This is a genomic window from Vibrio sp. 704 (assembly GCF_033339295.1).
In genome coordinates this window covers 26,037-42,000 of sequence record NZ_JAWOUH010000020.1, presented here as the reverse complement: position 1 = coordinate 42,000, position 15,964 = coordinate 26,037, and the positions used below count along the sequence as shown (strand labels likewise).

The window sequence follows — 15,964 nt, the reverse complement described above, 5'->3', positions numbered from 1 at the left end:
TAATTCCTTACTGTTGTCCTGATAGAGCATTCCACATTTGTTTGTGTAATGCCGAAATAGCGGTATAGGCCCCTTTCATTTCTGGTCGCTCCAGTTCCTTCAAGAACCAAAGAGACCCTAAGAGAATCGCTAAACATCCACCAGCCAGCATTAGATCATTGAACGTCATGAATAGGCTGTACCCAGACAAGCAGACATTGCACAGCATCCAAATTTTAGTGAAGAGCAATCCAGTTGAGTGATAGGTTACAAGCAAGTACGAAATGAAAGATGCGCATACTAGAACTAAAATTGGACCTCCCAACCACGTCGTCCATGTTTGAGTACCAAGAGGCGAGGGTAGTTCTAGTAACCATACTCCAGCACTCCAAATTACAGCTGATGCCATCATGTAGGCTGCTGCCATTTTTATCATCATTTGTGGTTTCATAACACTCCTTACCTATTCCACTTTCACATGTGAAAGTTGTTTTTAGGTTGTTTTTTCATTTAATTCCGATCCATAGCTGTGACGGATACTGTCATCGTTGAACCAGAAGCCCTTTTTGGATGGGGACTTAGTAGTCTCCAATCAAAAAGGCCCCAATTACTGGGGCCGCTTTCACATGTGAAAGTCAATTTGTGCTGATAGAGATAAATACTGACTTTGTGCCATTTACATCTTTCAGCCATGACATTGCACCATAATCTCCATCGACCATCGCGCTGTACCGTTCCCGCACACCTAGACCACACAAGAGGTCATCAATCGCTGTTGTTGGGTCACAGGATGGACGATATGTTTCTTGCCAATGGATATCTCCAGATTCGATGTATGCCTCTTTGATATGGAAGTACTCGCCATTCCAAGTTGTATATAACTTGTCGTCATTTCCAGAAAACAAACGTGGATATATAGCACCGTTTGAATTGAGCTCTGTGACGTTACTTGCTATGGATTGTTCTAATGTGGCAAACATTAGCTTCTCTGTTCTGATGGTATTGCCAACAACATTGTCGCGTTGACGCCACACAGCATGAACATCTCCATTGGTACTGGTTAAGCTAGCTTGCCCTGCATCGGCACTTATATTGGGAATGCCTGAGATAGGAGAGTAACCATTGTTGTCATTACGCCATGTTACGCCGATTAGGTCAGAAGAACCCGACCCTCGGCTTTCAGACCATAGCGCATAGCTAGTAAGGTTAGTGTTGATAGATGCTAAACCACTCTTGACTCCATCATCATCAATAACGCTGCGTTCCACTACAGGCGTATTGAATGGACCAAGTTTGACGGTATGTTTGGCTAGGACATCATTTTCATCATCAGCGCCCTTTTCGATACTTAGGATTTCAAGTACGCCAGGAGAAGTTTCTACTGAATGTATCGAGATAGCACTTTTAACTTCACCGTCACTGTTTGTTTTTATATTTCTCGAAAGTTCTGTCGTTGCAATGATATTGGCTTTTGTGCCGTCGTTGCTTAACCAGGCTATTGCCAATGCATTTGTATCGGAGCCAAAAATCGGAGTTTGCCAGATAACGATGCTTTGTCCTGACGGGTCAGTGAAGAGAGTGTTGTCGGTGATTTTTACTCGACTTTCCTCATTCGTAGCTGCCGCGTCAGTCATAAGTACATGATCAACTTCTAATGGTGGGGACCATTCTTGTGTTGTTGCGTCGTAATAGGAAACGTTCAGTTTCTGGTTGTTACTATTGTCTCTCTGTACCCATGTAATATAGGCATTACCATGATTTGAAAGGCTCATTTGAACAGAGCTCTTGTAGTGGTTTTCATCGACAATGAATGGTTGCCAGTCTGATCTTAGTATTTCACCAATATCGGCACTTATCTTGACTTTGTTAGGTACATTGCCATTCGCATAGTCTTCGATAGGGGCTACAGAAGCATATAGCTCATCCGGTTTGTCATTGTTGGCTTCTTCGACCCAGGCACTGTATAGAACAGCCGAACCATTTTCGTTTTGTAGCTGGATGACAGGAAGTGTTGCATCTCTTGTTGGAGAGCTCAGTAACACTTCTTTTTGCCATTCTCGCTTAGCGACCGTTGTTGTTTCTGTTGAGTTGTCTTGGTTATTGCTTTCACTACCATTGCCATTGGAAGTAGTTCCAGTGCCTCCACTGGAACCACCACATCCTGCCAACACTGATAGTAGAGCAGCTGCTAAAGCTGTTCTTCTTAACATCAATTACATCCTCTGTTGTTAGTTGTTTTCGGATTCAATCATCATTTTTCGAATGATGGCCGCGATAGCTTGTGATGGCTGTGCCCCACGAATAAGCTGAGTTTTCCCAGTTTGGTTATCTACGATGAAAGTCGCTGGTGTACCTGAAATGCCATTTTCAGTAGCTTGCTTCACATCTGCTGCTATTTTCAGGTCGTAACGGCCAGAAGCTAAACACTCTCGAACTAGGGAAGCATCGGCACCAACACTCTCAATAACTTCTGCCAAATTAGGCACTCCACCACCATTGCCTTGTGATTTGGCAAATACTTCGTCTAAGAACACCCAGAATCCACGGTTGCCTTTTTGTTCAGCAACACATTCCGCTGCTAACGCTTCTTTTTCTGCCGCTGGGTTATGAAAACTCAATGGCAGATGTTTCCATTGCCAGTTGATATTCCCGTTACTTGCATCCACCACTTCTTTTGGTGTGTCGTGGAATTTTTTGCAGAACGGACACTCCAGGTCAGAAAATTCCACCAGCGTGAATCGAGCGTTCAGGTTTCCATATATGCGTTTATCGTCAGGCACTTGTTCGGGAGCTGATTCGTATTTTGCGTATTTAGCCTGAATATCCTGTTCGCGTTTCTGTTGAACGAAATGTTCCAGTGCTTTTTGAACTGCATTGTTAAAGCGCTCTTCTGATTTAAAGCGATAGTCACTTTCTAGTTGAGTAATCTTCGACTGGAGAGAATCGCGCTCTTGAATGAGCAACTCTTTGGTCTGGTAAATTTGATATCCCACTGTAGCGACAGACGCTCCCAAAATTAGGGTCATAGCAGCACCAACGGCCAGTAGCTTTTTCTGCATTGGACTGAATGATTTTTGTTGTTGTGGTGTGGTTTGTTCTGACATTACATTTTGTCCTTAGTAAACTTTTACAGTTGCCAATTCATGAATCAGGGTTGAAGCTTCCATTTTTGCGCGTTGTGTTAAGCGCTTAACGATGTCTTCACTTGGTGAGTAATCAACGAGGTTTGTTTCTTCTATAACATTGCGAGAAATAGAGTGTAGGCTTCCTAAACCATCAATTAACCCAATCTCAAGTGCTTGCTCTCCATTCCAGATCAATCCAGAGAACACTTTTGGATCGGCTTTGAGTCGTTCACCACGGCTCTCTTTTACTCGCTCGATGAACTGCTGGTGGGTTTTCGATAGCACTTCCTTCCAGAAGCTAGTTATCTCTTCTGAAAGAGGGGAGAATGGGTCTAACAAAGCTTTGTTTTCACCAGATGTTATAGCTCGTCTTTCAATACCCAATTTTTCCATGAGCCCGGTAAATCCGAAGCCAGAACTGATGACACCAATAGAGCCAACCATACTTGCTTTGTCCGCATAAATTTTGTCTGCGGCCACGGCGATGTAATAGCCACCAGATGCACCGATATCATCAATTACAGCGATAACTTGTTTTTCTGGGTATTCTGCTTTTTGAGCTTGAATCTCTTCGTATATTCGACCTGCTTGCACAGGGCTTCCACCAGGACTGTTTATTCGTAGAACGACAGCTTTTGCATGGGGATTTTTGAAAGCAGCCTGAATGGAAGGTATTAGATGATCTTCATCTGCAAGTGAACCCGCAGCGATTTCTCCTTTGATATTAATGAATGCAACATGTGGAGTGTCAGCTTTGGATGTCTGCCAAGGTAGTCCTCCTGGATTTGAAGCTACGGTTAGAAATGCAACTATCATAAGGACAAAGCCAAGGGAGCGAATCAACTGAATCCCTCTTCGCCATCTTCTGTCTTTTACCTGTTCCTTATGGAGGGTAAAGACCAGATCTTTAATCATGTCTTTTTCCCATGCTTCTGGTTTATTGTTTTCACTCATGTTTATTCCTTAGTTGTGGTTTGTTTTCGACCTGGGTGAGGTGGAACCAGAAACAGCTCCCATTCTTCCTCGGTTAATTTGTTCTCTTTCGCTAATTCAAGTTTGTCGGCTTGTTTTAACCTCTCTGATAACGTGGATTCCGCTAACCCGAAATTAGTAGCGACTGCCGCAACGGAAGGGTATCCCTTGCCATTTATCACAATTTCAACATCGGCTTTTCGATTAGGGGGAATAGCGTTGAGTACCTTTTCCCAGTCCATATCTGAAAGCTCGTTACATCGTGCCTTTTCCAATAATTCTCGATGTCGAAGTCTCTGGTAGAGAGCCGAGTACGTTAAGTTAGCGGCTTCGGCTAGATGGTTTAACGTGGGGTAGGAATCACCTTTATAGGTGATAGGTTTGTTGGCCGCCTTTGGGCCCTTGTTTGGAGCTGGTGGTTCAGATAAGACTGAGTTCCAGTTCTCATCTGTCATAGTGTTGGTTTGGTAGGCTTTTAATAGCCCTTTATCCCTAATCCTTGAATAGAGAGTCCTTTCTGCTTTACCAGTTTGTTGGGCCAGTTCGGTTAAACTAGCGTAGGGTTTTCCTTTGACGTAAATAGGTGAACTCTTTCTTCGCCTTGCTTTACGTTTTTTAGTCTTTTTTTCTGGGCAAAATGTGCCAGCTTCTCTTTGTTCTATGAAGACAGAGCTAGTTTCTGCGTTGAAGAACTCATCCGCTATTCTATTTTTAAGCTCCGTTGCCCTGGCTATGACGACATCAAGCATTCGATCAACAGCCACAGCATTTGCTGCACTATACGGAACCAGCTTTCCTTCGCGGTTGCGTTTAAGGCTAAGTGCTTCTGCTTCTCGGCAAAGCTCTGTACATTGAATAGCGAAATGTCCGGTATCTTTCATTAGGTATGATGAAATGATGCCGCTCATTTTCCTCGTGAATCTTGAAGTCATATATTGAACATGCCCATCCATCAACTCCTGGCTTTCTATACCAAGCTTTCTGGACAGCTCTTCAATATCTTTTTGTTTATAACGGAAAGCCGAGTGTTTTAAGCTTTGTGCATTACGAATAAGCTCTTGACTCGCGCCATGTCTCTCCAAGTCGGATATTAGGAATGGGGCCAATAGATCCATGCGCACTACACTCCAACTCCAATGACCTTCAAGACAAATAGGCATAGCATTGAATAGAAGGGGGTTAGCAGTAGAGATGCCATGACCATACCGAATACTCGTGCTGGCATTTTTTTAGCGTACATAACCATCCAAGGCATCATTGCACATAAGGCAGCGATCATTGCTCCACCAGCGCCAAGCTCAGGGAAAAGCACTGATTGGATAAGGATAAACAGGCATTGAGCATAGCCAGCTTGATTCAATGGCTTGTTACTAAGGTTTTCTTCACTTTTTTCTGGTGTTTGAGTTCTTTCCACATTTCGCTCCTTACGCCAACTCTGGTTCACCGAAGTATTGACGGTATAAGTCGTGATCATTCGCTAACAGACGCTTGACTGTGCTTTCATCAATCTCATTAATTGCCATGATTAGGATTTGGTCTTTCCCAATCACACTCATATCTACAGTGAACCAAGTGCCTCTGACCGATTTAGCAAGAATTTGTAGGTTCCAAGGCACTTTTATCTCGTTGGCCGCAGTGATGTTTGAAACCTTAACAACCGTTGCATCCTTCCCGAGCCAGCGTTTGTTATCAATGACAAGATCCATATTGTCGAACGCTGATTTGGCTGCTTTTTTGCGGATTTCTATGATGGAGTTTGAGCCTCCATTCTTGGCCGCAAGCCAAAGAACTACCCCTAATGCTGTACAGGCGACGATAGGTTTACCTGCAAGACCAGCAATTACTCCGCCGATAGATATCAGCAACATCATTGCTTTATTGATTCTTGTTAATGGCATAAGCCCTCCTTTGCCATGAGAGTAACGGATAAACAGCAAAAGCTTCTCACGGCAACATGCCCAATAAGGGCAACTGAGAACTCAATGAAACAATCCCTCACACGAACAGGACGTCTTTATTAGTCCTTGCCTAATAGCCTGATATTTGTAGTAGAGAGAGACGACTTTTTTTTCATTCAGTAACTTTGTTCTGATGTAACGAACCTTGTTCTTTCCGTCGGGCTGTGGGACAACCGTTCTAACGTACCCGTAATCGGATACCTCTAAGTTGTATTGATTTTTAAGAATCACTCGGTATACAGATAGCTGGATTACATCCGATTCAAAGATCCTGTTATCTTTCCTTAACTTGGTATCCAGAGGGATAAGGACTTTCTTTTTTGATAAAAAAACCTGATCAACTCTTCCATGCAGAGGTACAGGTAGTGTTGTTGCCACATCTTCTTCACAAAGAAACAGAGTTGCGTTTCTCAACTCTTTTGGCATGTTTTCTTCACTCCACCAGCTGAGCACCTCATGCAAATGCTTTTTCCGCCATAGGTCTACTTTGGCAATTAGAAATGGAGCGACAATCAGTGAAACTAACAACAAGACTATATTCATAAGATACTCTCGATTACTTTATAGTATCATTATATAGCCCCTTAAATATTTGTCACGTAGCCACTTAGGAAGTACTAAGCATTTAGGTTCGGTATGAGGGAAGGGGTAGCGTGAAAGACTTTTAGGGCAGGGAAGAGCCCCGTGTAGAAGGGGCTATTGCAGCTGGTGGAGCACTAGTGAAGCAAAGAGGGGACTTTCACATGTGAAAGTCTACCGTCAGACATCATATCTAAGGTGTCTACATCTAAATTTGAGTCTCTTAGCCCTTTTCCTTCGTAGACGATATCTGGTGTGCAGCTTGATTTAAATACGCCGTGGGGAATATGATCGAAATCCCCAAGCCACATTCTAAGTCTGAGATCAACGATGTAGTCTCCTGGCAATGTAATCCAGCAATGAGGGGTTACTACGTCTCCTGACGACTTTTCTGTTACATAGCCGAACATGCAACAGTGTTCAACGTTGGCTTGTTTCAGAAGATGGCTTACTAGATAAGTCATTCCATCACAGTCAACCTGACAGTCCTCCAACACAAACAGAACTGTTTCTAATTCAGAAAACCATTCCTCATTGATCATTTGAAAGTTCCTTTTTATTTATCTCATTCTCAAAAGGGTACGGCTTTCTTCTTTCCGCCAATTCAATGTCTGCTCCGCACTGTTTACATAACCCCTGTTCCTTTGCACAGCTGTCGCAGACTGCATCAGTAGCAGTTGAGCCGAACTGCATTGTTTCTTCGCAAACACCACAAGGTTTTGATGTTATCGCAGCTCCTCCTATTCGTTGAGAACGAGCGTAATAGCAACATAAACACAAATGCATGGACTCTCGTTTTTCCTTTTCGACGTCAGAGGTAATCCTTTCGGCAAGTTGGAGTATGTGCTGGATTTGTTCTTTAGCTCTTTTGTTTCTATATGAAATTGTTGAGCGTGTAATTTGTTCTTTCTGCTGCTGCATGTCTACCTCCTGAAAAAGGCAATCTCCCTAAGCAAAATGCTTGGGGAGAGCTAATTAGTTCTCTGGGTGTATGAACAATAGAGGTTCGCCATTGTCGAGTAGATAAGGCGTTTTAAATTTAGATTCACCTACCTGTATGTTCCCAGATGCTACGTAAACATAAGCCCAAGAGGGAAGTTTTCCGCTTACAAGTGAATATATTTTGTCGCTTGGGACATGGCTACCTTTGCCGGGAGTAACTCGGAATCGGTTGTAGTAAACACTGTGGTTTGATTCAAAAGCATACGAATCAATTTCATCGACTCCGACAAAGCTAGGGGCCTTTGCTTCGCGGGGCTCAAAGACTTCGGTTGCTATGTAGCAGAGATCCACATTTGTCATGCCTGGTTTGTATATGGGGCAACCGTACTCTTCACTGTGAAAGTAGAACTCTACTTTGCGTTCGGAATTGCCATTTGTTGCTTCATACTCTAATCCCATTTCTTCTAGCGTTGATTCAATGGCCGTTTTCATTTCAGACAAAAGTTTTTCTTGAGCATTTTTGGTGGATGACGCTTCGGACTTTGGCATCCATGCAATTACGCTGTTTCTGGATGCTGTGTCGGGCTGCTCTAAAAGAGAGGTGACAAGCCCCAATCCTAACCCTGATGTTAAATCTAGGTTCGCACCGAAGGAGGAGGTAAACAAAAGAGAGTTTGTCGCAGCGCTGCCTGCAAATTGCAAAGACTCGTAATTCTCTCTTGGGACGTATTTGTCACTTACATCGTACAATCCACCAGCCTGCGCGATGTTATATGCACGACTGTGTGATTCATCGTATGACACTGGTTGGGAAGTTGACGCACAACCAGTCATTATTACCGACATTATTGACACGCCTAAACCTATTAGTTTTCCATTTATCATTACCTAACTCCTAAGTTGTTTTTAGGTTGCTTTTGTGTTCCTTTAGTGAACAATGCAACTTTACCTTATCTATCAAAACACTACCTTAAAGGCACTTTGCTTTTCTTGACGGCATTCAATCTATTTTTATGCATACCCAGCATTCAATCTAAATGTCGTCTTTGGGTTGCTTTTCGATATTTCACATTGAAAAGCCAAGTCCGTTTTCGGTTTGCCTTTTAAGCTCATTATATGACCTTATAAAGATGATGCAATACACTAATTCACGGCTGGTTAAAGTAAATGTCAGTACGGTCGATTAAAGAAAATCAGTGTCCTATGCTTTTTATTGGACGCTCAGAATTGGCTTGGAGAGCCTTGTATGGAATTTGTCGTTATTACTTTCTTTGGATTAGCTATATCCACGCTGGTGGTGCAATACACTTCTCGGCGTACTAACGGAACAACGCTAAGTTATTCCCAGTCTTTTAAGGTCGTCTTAATTCGCAGTGGAGTGGCTGTGGGGGCTGGGTTTTTGATTGGTAGATTGTTCTCAGTAGCGATTTCAAAAGGCTTTCTGAATAAGGATGTTTTGATAGAACAACCTCTGGTTGTTGCAGGTATAGTTGCGTTTTGCGGCCTAGCTTCGTTCCTGGCATTTCAGTGGGGTTACTCAAAGATTTCCGGCAAACAGGTCTCTCTGTTGTCAGCTCTCAAGTTCGCAGTCAAAGAGATAGGGTACTTTATGTTACTGCTTGCTGGAGTGTTTGTTCTTTCGTTAGCTCTGTTTGGTATTGTGGAGGTTATGGCGAGTAATGGTTCTGAGTTGTCTATCCGGTCTTGATTCGATGTGTGATGTTATTTCGGTGCTCGGAAACATCACCAAACCGGGTTCTAATTCATTGATTAGCCTCTAGTGCTATTTATCTTCTTTGCTTTCACCAAAGCAGTTCCTATGGACCGAAGGAAACACAACTAGGTAGTACCAAGCATTACATAAATCCTTCGGTATCTTCAAGACATTCATATCTGCATCATTTTTTATGACGTTCATCGTATGGCGATAGTGAGCTGGATACCGCGTTTGCAAAGGTAATAAAGCTCGCAATACTTGAGAATAGAACTTCTGAGCTGGCCGCAAGGCAAGTATACACATTGATTTTCTGGATTAACGTAAGACCAGCAAGTGGTTTCGTTAACTCTAGGACCTGCACTGTTGGAGTCTTTTAGGTTGCTAATTGGTAGAGCTCCCTAATTTGGTTTTGGGGTAGGTTTGATATTGATTCATAGACATAAGGCGCGATCGGTTAACTGATCGGGTCTGTATGTTAATTGGCTTGGTGTGTTCTGGTGCGTCATTTGTGTTTTGTCACGCTATGTTCTGCTGTGACATTGTTAGAGCTCTCGTCTCGTTCGAATTTTACCTGGCAATCATGTTTAGTATCCGATTGGTGATTTGTAGAGGGCAGCGTTGTGTTTGGGGGTAATCACCTAATGGAAGTAAGCCGAGAGGATGTAAGCCATTATTTCGACTCTGACATTAAAACCTTTGCTGTGTCTCAATGCTGCTCTTAACAACGTGCAAATTCTGTGTATCAGTAAGGTTTGTTGTGAGGTGACAAATGATGTTTTTATCCACAGAAAAAGTGGATAAGTTTTGTACTAACACCAATTCCTCTGTGTCTTGTGAGTGCAAATTACCCTTGCTTAACTTGCGTATAAAGCTACTAGTGATAGCAATCCCATAGCGAACGCACCGCTTAAACATAGTTGCAGCACACGACGGCATTTAACTTGTTTGTCTGTCATAAAGCGCTGTGTGGCACTCTCATAGGAGAAGTGAGCAAATTCACCTCGCAATGTATCACTGGTTCCGTTAAAAGCGTTAGAGAGCTTTCTAGGCGCTCTCTCGTTGATCCTTTTACTCACTCGTGATCGTTTGATCATTTTTTCACATTTGCCTAATTTTGCCATTTCAGTGGCTGATACAGAATTCATGTTGGTCTCCTTGGTTCATTGTTCTTATAGTTCAACCTTTCGCTTATCAATAAGTTTTTCGTAGTCATTCAGAAGCCTACGGATCTTCATTAGTACATTTGAGCGTTGTCTTAGCACTGCGTAGTATTCTTCGGTCATTTTTATGGACTTGAACTCATCGTCAGTGGCTTTTTTGAATGCTGACAAGTCGTATTGATTGCCTGTCCCTTTCTTGAGGTATGTTGAATACACTTGGGATTTACCCCCCTTTGGATCTGGCTTGAAACGGTTTAAAAACCATTCGGCAGATAGGCTTCTTCCATTCATTCTTGCCCTAGTTCCGAATCGCCATTGATTATTTTCGTCCTCTTCTTCTCTGGCTATTCTGTTTGATGCCCAATGTACGTCTGCTCTTTTCTTTGCTTCAACGATAAGAACTTTCATCTCTTGCTCTAGTGCGGTTTGTATCTCTAGAACAAAGTCTCTTGATATTGCTTCAATGTCATCAAGGTACAGTTCAGATCTTTCATCCTCATTTTTGGGATCTAACAAAAGATCCCAGTCTATATTTGCCTTCTTACTGGTTTTATCCGTACTCATTTCTTAGGCTCCTGAGCTGGCTTTAGCGTGGCTAATAGCAAAATTCCTAACCAATTCCTATCCAAATACCTATCTATCTGGAGGATTTAACTCTTTTATCCAGATAGATAGGTACTCTCTTACGATAGCTCGTGAATTATTTTTGTCAACGCTCTATCTATCTGGATAATTTGTTACCAATATCCTAGATATTGCAATCTTTATGATTATGTATCGGTTTTATCCAGATAGATATAGGATTTCTACTCATAAATATTTCACTATACACCAGCGAGGTTATTAAAGAGTCTTGAGCAAATGCTTCGATTGTTGCTTTTTTTTGGTTTTTTTAATCGAAAAGCAATCTAAACGCCCCTTTTGGGCAATTGTGGAGGCGGTCTTGGTAAATGTCGTGATGTAAATTGTCTCTCATCGGCTGAATTGCATCTAAAAGCCATCTTGTGATTACTTTTTGATTTAATAGGAGTGGGGCATGTTTGTTCTTGGTCTAGATATTGGATACTCAAACTTAAAACTTGCATACGGAGAGAAGGGGGAAGAGCCTAAGGTTGAAGTTCTGCCTGTAGGCGCTGGGCCAGCAGAGCTTATGCCTCAGCAGTTAATGGGAGGCGCGTCTAATTGTATCCTGGTGGACATAGACGGAGAAAAATGGGTCGCTGGGGTAGAGCCAGATCGATTGCAGGGTTGGGAAAGAGAGTTACATGGTGATTATCCCTCAACCAAATCGTATAAGGCTTTATTTTTAGCTGGCTTACTTTTGAGCGGACGTTCAGAGATTGATGTTCTTGTAACTGGTCTTCCTGTTGATCAGTTTATGGATAAGTCTAAGAGAGATGCACTTGTTGAACGTCTTACTGGTGAGCATCAAATTTCACCTAAAAGAAAGGTGCTGGTGAAATCAGTTGTAGTCGTGCCTCAGCCTGCCGGAGCGTATATGGATGTGGTTAGTTCTTGCGATGATGAGGAACTGTTAGAAATCATAAATGAAGGTCGAACAGTTGTTATTGACCCTGGGTTTTTTAGTGTTGATTGGGTCGCTCTCGAAGAGGGGGAGGTACGTTATCAATCTTCTGGTACGTCTCTGAAAGCAATGTCTATTCTTCTACAGGAACTAAATAGACTAATACAAGAGGACTATGGTACGGGACCTGGATTAGAAAAAATCGAAAAAGCTATCCGCTCGAATAAGAAAGAATTGCTTCTACACGGTTCGAAAGTTCCTCTTAGTGAGTACTTCGATAAGGCTGCGTCTAAGGTTGCTCCAAATGCATTAACGCCTATGAAGAAGTCTATGCGTGAAGAAGGTATGGCTGCTGATGCTGTGTTGCTTGCTGGTGGAGGAGCTTCGGCTTACAAAGAAGCTGCAAAAGAACTGTTCCCTCATTCAAAGGTTGTGGTTCCTTCCAACGCAGTGGCATCGAATGCTCGTGGTTTTTGGTTCTGCGGCTAGTTAAGGGGGACATATGGCTAGTAGTGATTGGGATGGGAAAATTAGTAATTTCAAAGTCTCAGAGCAGGCATTTCCCGAGCTTTATCAAGAGCTATCTCAAATGCATCATAAGGAACGTTGTGACCGTCTTAGATGTTTAGCTATGTTAGGTATGTATGCTCTTAGAGGTGGGGCAATGACTACAGTCCAACACTTTAGCCCTCCACTTGAAGAGCAGGTTGAAGAGAAAAATAATAAGTTAGACAAAGCTAGGAATGGGTTGAAAGGTAAATTGCTGCAAAGTGTATGACGCAGATTGTAAATAGAGCGTTGTTCCAATAGAAAAGGGGTGAGAAATCTCACCCCTTTTTTAATCAATGAGCAAATCAAGCATAAGAATAGTTGCTTTCATGGGTGAGCGATTCTTCTTCATTTTTTCCGCTACATGCTTGGTTTTTACAGAAAGGGCAATCCACACTTGTTCTTTGATTAACTGATGTGAAGTAGTTGCACTTGCAGCTATGACAAGTTTCTATCATAGCTTCACCAGAACGCAGCTCTTGGGCTAAACACCACGCATCGGTGATGTCGAGCATCTGCCAACGAGTTCCTTTCATTCCAGGCGTCTCATTTCTAATAGCGCAATACATTTGGTAAGCCACATGGAGTGCATCAATGTTTATTGAACGAAGGGCCGCTTCGCCAGCTATATTGTAATAAAGCTGCATCAATAGAGACGCTTCAATCTTTGATGTATGGCTATGAATCAAAGTTGCACCTCCACGCGCAGTTCTACTCTTCCTGCAAATTTCAAGACCTTCATCTTCTAGCTCTTTGTACATTCTACGTACTTGCTTGTAGGTAAGTCCTGTTTCTACCATGATGATCTTGGTAATGTATCCAGCCAAAGCCATGTTCCTAGCCGATATCCATCGGGCCAAAGAGTTTGAATTACAACTCATTGCCGCCTCCCGTTGTAGTTATAGATTGTTGATGCTTCTTTAAAATGAGGTGTGTAACCCTTTGTTCGTCACTGTCCAGAATTTCTCTCACCAGCTCAGGTGAAAACCTGATCGAAAATGGCATGTCCTGGCTACATGCTAAGTTTCTTAGTTGATTATCAGAGGCTTGAGATACGATTTTTGTAAGGTTGACTGAGACCCCGAAAGTTTGCGCTGCAATATTAATGTCTTGCTGTGACACTTTTCCCATAAGCAGCCAATATGCAGCCCCAAATCCAGAGTCAGAAGAAGGCGTCAAACAAATTTGATCGAAGGATTGCTCCAAGTGTGAGATATAGATTTTTTCTGGCGAGGAAAGCTTAAAAGAAAGGATTACACCTGATGATAAGAGCTCTAATTGATGCTTTGTAGCATCCGCAAGTGCTTCCACTGTTTCCAGTGGAAGAGAAAATTGCTCCGAGACTTCTCGTGGGTGGATTTCTGCTAGGTGCTTCAACAATGTCCATAAAGACAGATCAAATTCGTAAACATTTCTATCAGCCTGGGATTCACTAAGAGAGGCAATATTCATATTGTAAGAACATGAGTAGTCCATCCTAAATGCCCTCAGTATCCAAGTTTCTATAAATGGCAAGGATTCGACTGCCGTAATTTCTTGCTCTAGCTTCATCAGACCAGGTGTAATAACGACCGATGCCTAGCTCCAAATCTCCAGGAGCGGACGAAATGCACTGGGCTAAGTAACCAGCTCCGACGTCAACGTTTTTAGCAGGGTCCAAGAGCTCATCTGGAGAACTTACTTTATCTCCATGCCAACGCAGATTGATTTGCATCATACCTACGTCAACATTTCTTCCGTGCTGAGCGAGAAGTGCATCGAGTTTTAACTTGGCTGATTCGAGAGAGGTCTCGTAATGAGGACCACCTTTGAGTGTCCTTAATGCCCAAGGCCAAGGGCTAATGTTTCCATCACCTCGACCTGTAGCTGACTCAGCCAACGCAACAGAGTACAAAAGCTTCGCTTCTACACCGTGTTTTATTGCTGCCTTTTCGAATACTGTACCAGTTAAGTCAATCGCGTTTGCTACGCTAGACATCCCGAGCAACGTAATTGCTATAAACTTCTTGACCCTTGCCATATATGAAAACCCTTATTTTCCTAGCCAGTCCTTCGGGGTGATCCCTTAAACTTTCAATTTTTCTTTTGGTAATCCGTCTTCGTATCTTTCCGGCCATATCTCAGTAGGCTTTTTGTTTAACGCTTGTGCGATAACGTACTCCCAGCGCGGGGACGGTTCGTACAAAGTGTTAGAAAGTACTTGTCGAGATGTTTTGTGCTCCCTTGCCAGGGATGCCAGGGATTTCCCTTGTATCTTTAATTGATACTTTATCCAACTGCGTTTCTGTTCTTCGTTTTGGGGAATTTCGCTATTCAAATACATCCTTTGTCTCTCTATTACCAAACTCTTTTTAAAGTTGCTTTCTTGTCGTTTGTTGACATTTCTTGACGTATTATGACCTTATTTATAGGATCATAAAGTGAGCCTATCAACAGAAAAAAACTTTAAAAATAGTTTTATCTTGCGTGGTAACGTTTTTTGCAGTAAGCGAATTGAAATTTGAAGTTTAATTTTTATGCAGGTGCTTTTGACCTGCTAGAATTTTATGCCCAGTTGGGTTGGAGTCATGGGCTATAGGCGTACCATTCGGGGGAGTGGTACGAAGAGGCAGAGTACCAAAAAGGAATGTACTCTACGTGTGTGTAGTAAGCTAAATAAGGTTTAGGAACCGAGCGGGCGCTGGTTCCTAATAAATTCACAACTAACCCTAAGGGTGATTCTTATTAATACTCTGACTTGCAGATGGGATCAGATGCAATTGCAACCATTACATTTGACCGAATAGGGTGCATTTTAACCACTAATAAAATTATAATCAACTGATTTCACAAATGGTTCTTTATTATATTTAGCGTATTCATCACATTTTTGCTGAGTGAAAGTCACATTTTTCATATTTTTCTATATGAAGATGGCGTTATAGGCACTTTCACATGTGAAAGTGAGTAGTAGAAGACGGATTCATGGTTGCATTATTTGATTCTGTGTTATATTGGTATTATGAAATTCGTTGAGGGTAAGAGCATGAAGCATGTCATTAATATTATCGGTTTGTTTCTGTTGCTGCTGGGGTTTGTTATGGCAGCGGATACTGCTTGGGGATGGGCTTTGATGTCTGTTCCTGTAATGTACTGGACGTTGGGGTTTGTGTTATTGGTTCATAAAAGTCCATTTGCAGCGATTGTTTTCTGGTCTGCTGTCGCATACATACAGTGGCAAGTAGCATTGGTAGCAATGATGGCTTTTATTCTTTTCGTTGGGATGCGCGCTGTTTATTCTGGTGGTGTTAATAAAATAGGAACTGGGAGATGCGCAAAGAAAAAACGACACAATCCCGCTACAGGTTTGCCAATGATGGGCCACAAAGGTATGGATGTAGATTCAAATGGTAATCCTTTTAATACCTTCTAAATAAAAAGGAGCACTTGGTGCTCCTTTTGGATTCGGGTGAAAGGGA

20 protein-coding genes are annotated in these 15,964 nt (G+C 42.4%); 4 read left to right on the top strand and 16 right to left on the bottom strand.

What is annotated here, in order from left to right; all coding sequences use genetic code 11:
* Positions 1–7: 7 nt before the first annotated feature.
* The 10 genes from R7R24_RS20035 to R7R24_RS19990 form a co-directional block, all read right to left on the bottom strand.
* Entirely contained in the window at positions 8–418 is a 411-nt protein-coding gene (locus tag R7R24_RS20035) for a hypothetical protein (protein ID WP_131815226.1), read from the bottom strand.
* A 196-nt stretch (positions 419–614) separates the two neighbouring features.
* Positions 615–2,189 carry a hypothetical protein gene (locus tag R7R24_RS20030; RefSeq protein ID WP_032073045.1) on the bottom strand — a complete coding sequence of 525 codons (1,575 nt, stop codon included), beginning with the start codon at positions 2,187–2,189 and terminating at the stop codon, positions 615–617.
* Positions 2,190–2,207: 18 nt separating this feature from the next.
* Positions 2,208–3,083, bottom strand: a complete 876-nt coding sequence (locus R7R24_RS20025; RefSeq protein ID WP_032073044.1) for a DsbA family protein — start codon at positions 3,081–3,083, stop codon at positions 2,208–2,210.
* 12 nt (positions 3,084–3,095) lie between these two features.
* Positions 3,096–4,058: a signal peptide peptidase SppA gene (gene sppA, locus R7R24_RS20020; RefSeq protein ID WP_014386852.1), complete on the bottom strand. Its 963-nt coding sequence runs from the start codon at positions 4,056–4,058 to the stop codon at positions 3,096–3,098.
* Positions 4,059–4,060: 2 nt separating this feature from the next.
* The gene (locus tag R7R24_RS20015; protein WP_014386851.1) at positions 4,061–5,191 is read right to left on the bottom strand and encodes a hypothetical protein; all 1,131 of its coding nucleotides are present in this window, start codon (positions 5,189–5,191) and stop codon (positions 4,061–4,063) included.
* 5 nt (positions 5,192–5,196) lie between these two features.
* Positions 5,197–5,490 carry a hypothetical protein gene (locus R7R24_RS20010; RefSeq protein WP_014386850.1) on the bottom strand — a complete coding sequence of 98 codons (294 nt, stop codon included), beginning with the start codon at positions 5,488–5,490 and terminating at the stop codon, positions 5,197–5,199.
* Between the two features lie 10 nt (positions 5,491–5,500).
* Entirely contained in the window at positions 5,501–5,974 is a 474-nt protein-coding gene (locus R7R24_RS20005; RefSeq protein ID WP_014386849.1) for a hypothetical protein, read from the bottom strand.
* A 776-nt stretch (positions 5,975–6,750) separates the two neighbouring features.
* The gene (locus tag R7R24_RS20000) at positions 6,751–7,155 is read right to left on the bottom strand and encodes a hypothetical protein (protein WP_014386847.1); all 405 of its coding nucleotides are present in this window, start codon (positions 7,153–7,155) and stop codon (positions 6,751–6,753) included.
* A complete protein-coding gene (locus tag R7R24_RS19995) occupies positions 7,145–7,534 on the bottom strand; it encodes a hypothetical protein (RefSeq protein ID WP_014386846.1) in 390 nt (129 codons plus the stop codon). Before R7R24_RS19995 ends, R7R24_RS20000 begins: the two co-directional genes overlap by 11 nt.
* 54 nt (positions 7,535–7,588) lie before the next feature.
* Entirely contained in the window at positions 7,589–8,401 is an 813-nt protein-coding gene (locus R7R24_RS19990; protein WP_181726419.1) for a hypothetical protein, read from the bottom strand.
* A 400-nt stretch (positions 8,402–8,801) separates the two neighbouring features.
* On the opposite strand from R7R24_RS19990, the gene R7R24_RS19985 reads away from it, so the two are divergent.
* Positions 8,802–9,263 (top strand): hypothetical protein, encoded by a 462-nt coding sequence (locus tag R7R24_RS19985; RefSeq protein ID WP_014386844.1) that lies wholly within the window; start codon positions 8,802–8,804, stop codon positions 9,261–9,263.
* Between the two features lie 863 nt (positions 9,264–10,126).
* On the opposite strand, the gene R7R24_RS19980 is transcribed toward R7R24_RS19985, so the two are convergent.
* The gene (locus R7R24_RS19980) at positions 10,127–10,417 is read right to left on the bottom strand and encodes a hypothetical protein (RefSeq protein WP_014386843.1); all 291 of its coding nucleotides are present in this window, start codon (positions 10,415–10,417) and stop codon (positions 10,127–10,129) included.
* A gap of 24 nt (positions 10,418–10,441) precedes the next feature.
* Positions 10,442–10,996 carry a conjugative transfer protein MobI(A/C) gene (mobI, locus tag R7R24_RS19975; RefSeq protein WP_014386842.1) on the bottom strand — a complete coding sequence of 185 codons (555 nt, stop codon included), beginning with the start codon at positions 10,994–10,996 and terminating at the stop codon, positions 10,442–10,444.
* A 472-nt stretch (positions 10,997–11,468) separates the two neighbouring features.
* On the opposite strand from mobI, the gene R7R24_RS19970 reads away from it, so the two are divergent.
* Entirely contained in the window at positions 11,469–12,446 is a 978-nt protein-coding gene (locus tag R7R24_RS19970; RefSeq protein ID WP_014386841.1) for a ParM/StbA family protein, read from the top strand.
* Positions 12,447–12,459: 13 nt separating this feature from the next.
* Positions 12,460–12,735: a hypothetical protein gene (locus R7R24_RS19965; RefSeq protein WP_014386840.1), complete on the top strand. Its 276-nt coding sequence runs from the start codon at positions 12,460–12,462 to the stop codon at positions 12,733–12,735.
* 76 nt (positions 12,736–12,811) lie between these two features.
* Here R7R24_RS19965 and R7R24_RS19960 read toward each other — a convergent pair whose 3' ends face one another.
* Genes R7R24_RS19960 through R7R24_RS19945 form a run of 4 tightly spaced genes read right to left on the bottom strand, consistent with a single transcriptional unit; the run spans position 12,812 to position 14,829 of the window.
* Positions 12,812–13,339 carry a FlhC family transcriptional regulator gene (locus R7R24_RS19960; protein WP_342749706.1) on the bottom strand — a complete coding sequence of 176 codons (528 nt, stop codon included), beginning with the start codon at positions 13,337–13,339 and terminating at the stop codon, positions 12,812–12,814.
* Between the two features lie 37 nt (positions 13,340–13,376).
* Positions 13,377–13,982 carry a hypothetical protein gene (locus R7R24_RS19955; RefSeq protein WP_014386838.1) on the bottom strand — a complete coding sequence of 202 codons (606 nt, stop codon included), beginning with the start codon at positions 13,980–13,982 and terminating at the stop codon, positions 13,377–13,379.
* A 1-nt stretch (position 13,983) separates the two neighbouring features.
* Entirely contained in the window at positions 13,984–14,526 is a 543-nt protein-coding gene (locus R7R24_RS19950; protein WP_014386837.1) for a transglycosylase SLT domain-containing protein, read from the bottom strand.
* Positions 14,527–14,571: 45 nt separating this feature from the next.
* Positions 14,572–14,829 carry a helix-turn-helix domain-containing protein gene (locus R7R24_RS19945; RefSeq protein WP_032073043.1) on the bottom strand — a complete coding sequence of 86 codons (258 nt, stop codon included), beginning with the start codon at positions 14,827–14,829 and terminating at the stop codon, positions 14,572–14,574.
* Positions 14,830–15,531: 702 nt separating this feature from the next.
* Here R7R24_RS19945 and R7R24_RS19940 point away from each other — a divergent pair.
* Positions 15,532–15,918 (top strand): hypothetical protein, encoded by a 387-nt coding sequence (locus R7R24_RS19940; protein ID WP_109320325.1) that lies wholly within the window; start codon positions 15,532–15,534, stop codon positions 15,916–15,918.
* Positions 15,919–15,964: the final 46 nt, after the last annotated feature.

Excerpts from the sequence above, each read along its gene's own strand:
- R7R24_RS20035 (WP_131815226.1), bottom strand. The coding sequence starts at position 418 with ATGATGATAAAAATGGCAGCAGCCTACATGATGGCATCAGCTGTAATT.
- R7R24_RS20030 (WP_032073045.1), bottom strand. The coding sequence starts at position 2,189 with ATGTTAAGAAGAACAGCTTTAGCAGCTGCTCTACTATCAGTGTTGGCA.
- R7R24_RS20025 (WP_032073044.1), bottom strand. The coding sequence starts at position 3,083 with ATGTCAGAACAAACCACACCACAACAACAAAAATCATTCAGTCCAATG.
- sppA (WP_014386852.1), bottom strand. The coding sequence starts at position 4,058 with ATGAGTGAAAACAATAAACCAGAAGCATGGGAAAAAGACATGATTAAA.
- R7R24_RS20015 (WP_014386851.1), bottom strand. The coding sequence starts at position 5,191 with ATGGATCTATTGGCCCCATTCCTAATATCCGACTTGGAGAGACATGGC.
- R7R24_RS20005 (WP_014386849.1), bottom strand. The coding sequence starts at position 5,974 with ATGCCATTAACAAGAATCAATAAAGCAATGATGTTGCTGATATCTATC.
- R7R24_RS20000 (WP_014386847.1), bottom strand. The coding sequence starts at position 7,155 with ATGATCAATGAGGAATGGTTTTCTGAATTAGAAACAGTTCTGTTTGTG.
- R7R24_RS19995 (WP_014386846.1), bottom strand. The coding sequence starts at position 7,534 with ATGCAGCAGCAGAAAGAACAAATTACACGCTCAACAATTTCATATAGA.
- R7R24_RS19990 (WP_181726419.1), bottom strand. The coding sequence starts at position 8,401 with ATGTCGGTAATAATGACTGGTTGTGCGTCAACTTCCCAACCAGTGTCA.
- R7R24_RS19985 (WP_014386844.1), top strand. The coding sequence starts at position 8,802 with ATGGAATTTGTCGTTATTACTTTCTTTGGATTAGCTATATCCACGCTG.
- R7R24_RS19980 (WP_014386843.1), bottom strand. The coding sequence starts at position 10,417 with ATGAATTCTGTATCAGCCACTGAAATGGCAAAATTAGGCAAATGTGAA.
- mobI (WP_014386842.1), bottom strand. The coding sequence starts at position 10,996 with ATGAGTACGGATAAAACCAGTAAGAAGGCAAATATAGACTGGGATCTT.
- R7R24_RS19970 (WP_014386841.1), top strand. The coding sequence starts at position 11,469 with ATGTTTGTTCTTGGTCTAGATATTGGATACTCAAACTTAAAACTTGCA.
- R7R24_RS19965 (WP_014386840.1), top strand. The coding sequence starts at position 12,460 with ATGGCTAGTAGTGATTGGGATGGGAAAATTAGTAATTTCAAAGTCTCA.
- R7R24_RS19960 (WP_342749706.1), bottom strand. The coding sequence starts at position 13,339 with ATGGCTTTGGCTGGATACATTACCAAGATCATCATGGTAGAAACAGGA.
- R7R24_RS19955 (WP_014386838.1), bottom strand. The coding sequence starts at position 13,982 with ATGGACTACTCATGTTCTTACAATATGAATATTGCCTCTCTTAGTGAA.
- R7R24_RS19950 (WP_014386837.1), bottom strand. The coding sequence starts at position 14,526 with ATGGCAAGGGTCAAGAAGTTTATAGCAATTACGTTGCTCGGGATGTCT.
- R7R24_RS19945 (WP_032073043.1), bottom strand. The coding sequence starts at position 14,829 with ATGTATTTGAATAGCGAAATTCCCCAAAACGAAGAACAGAAACGCAGT.
- R7R24_RS19940 (WP_109320325.1), top strand. The coding sequence starts at position 15,532 with ATGAAGCATGTCATTAATATTATCGGTTTGTTTCTGTTGCTGCTGGGG.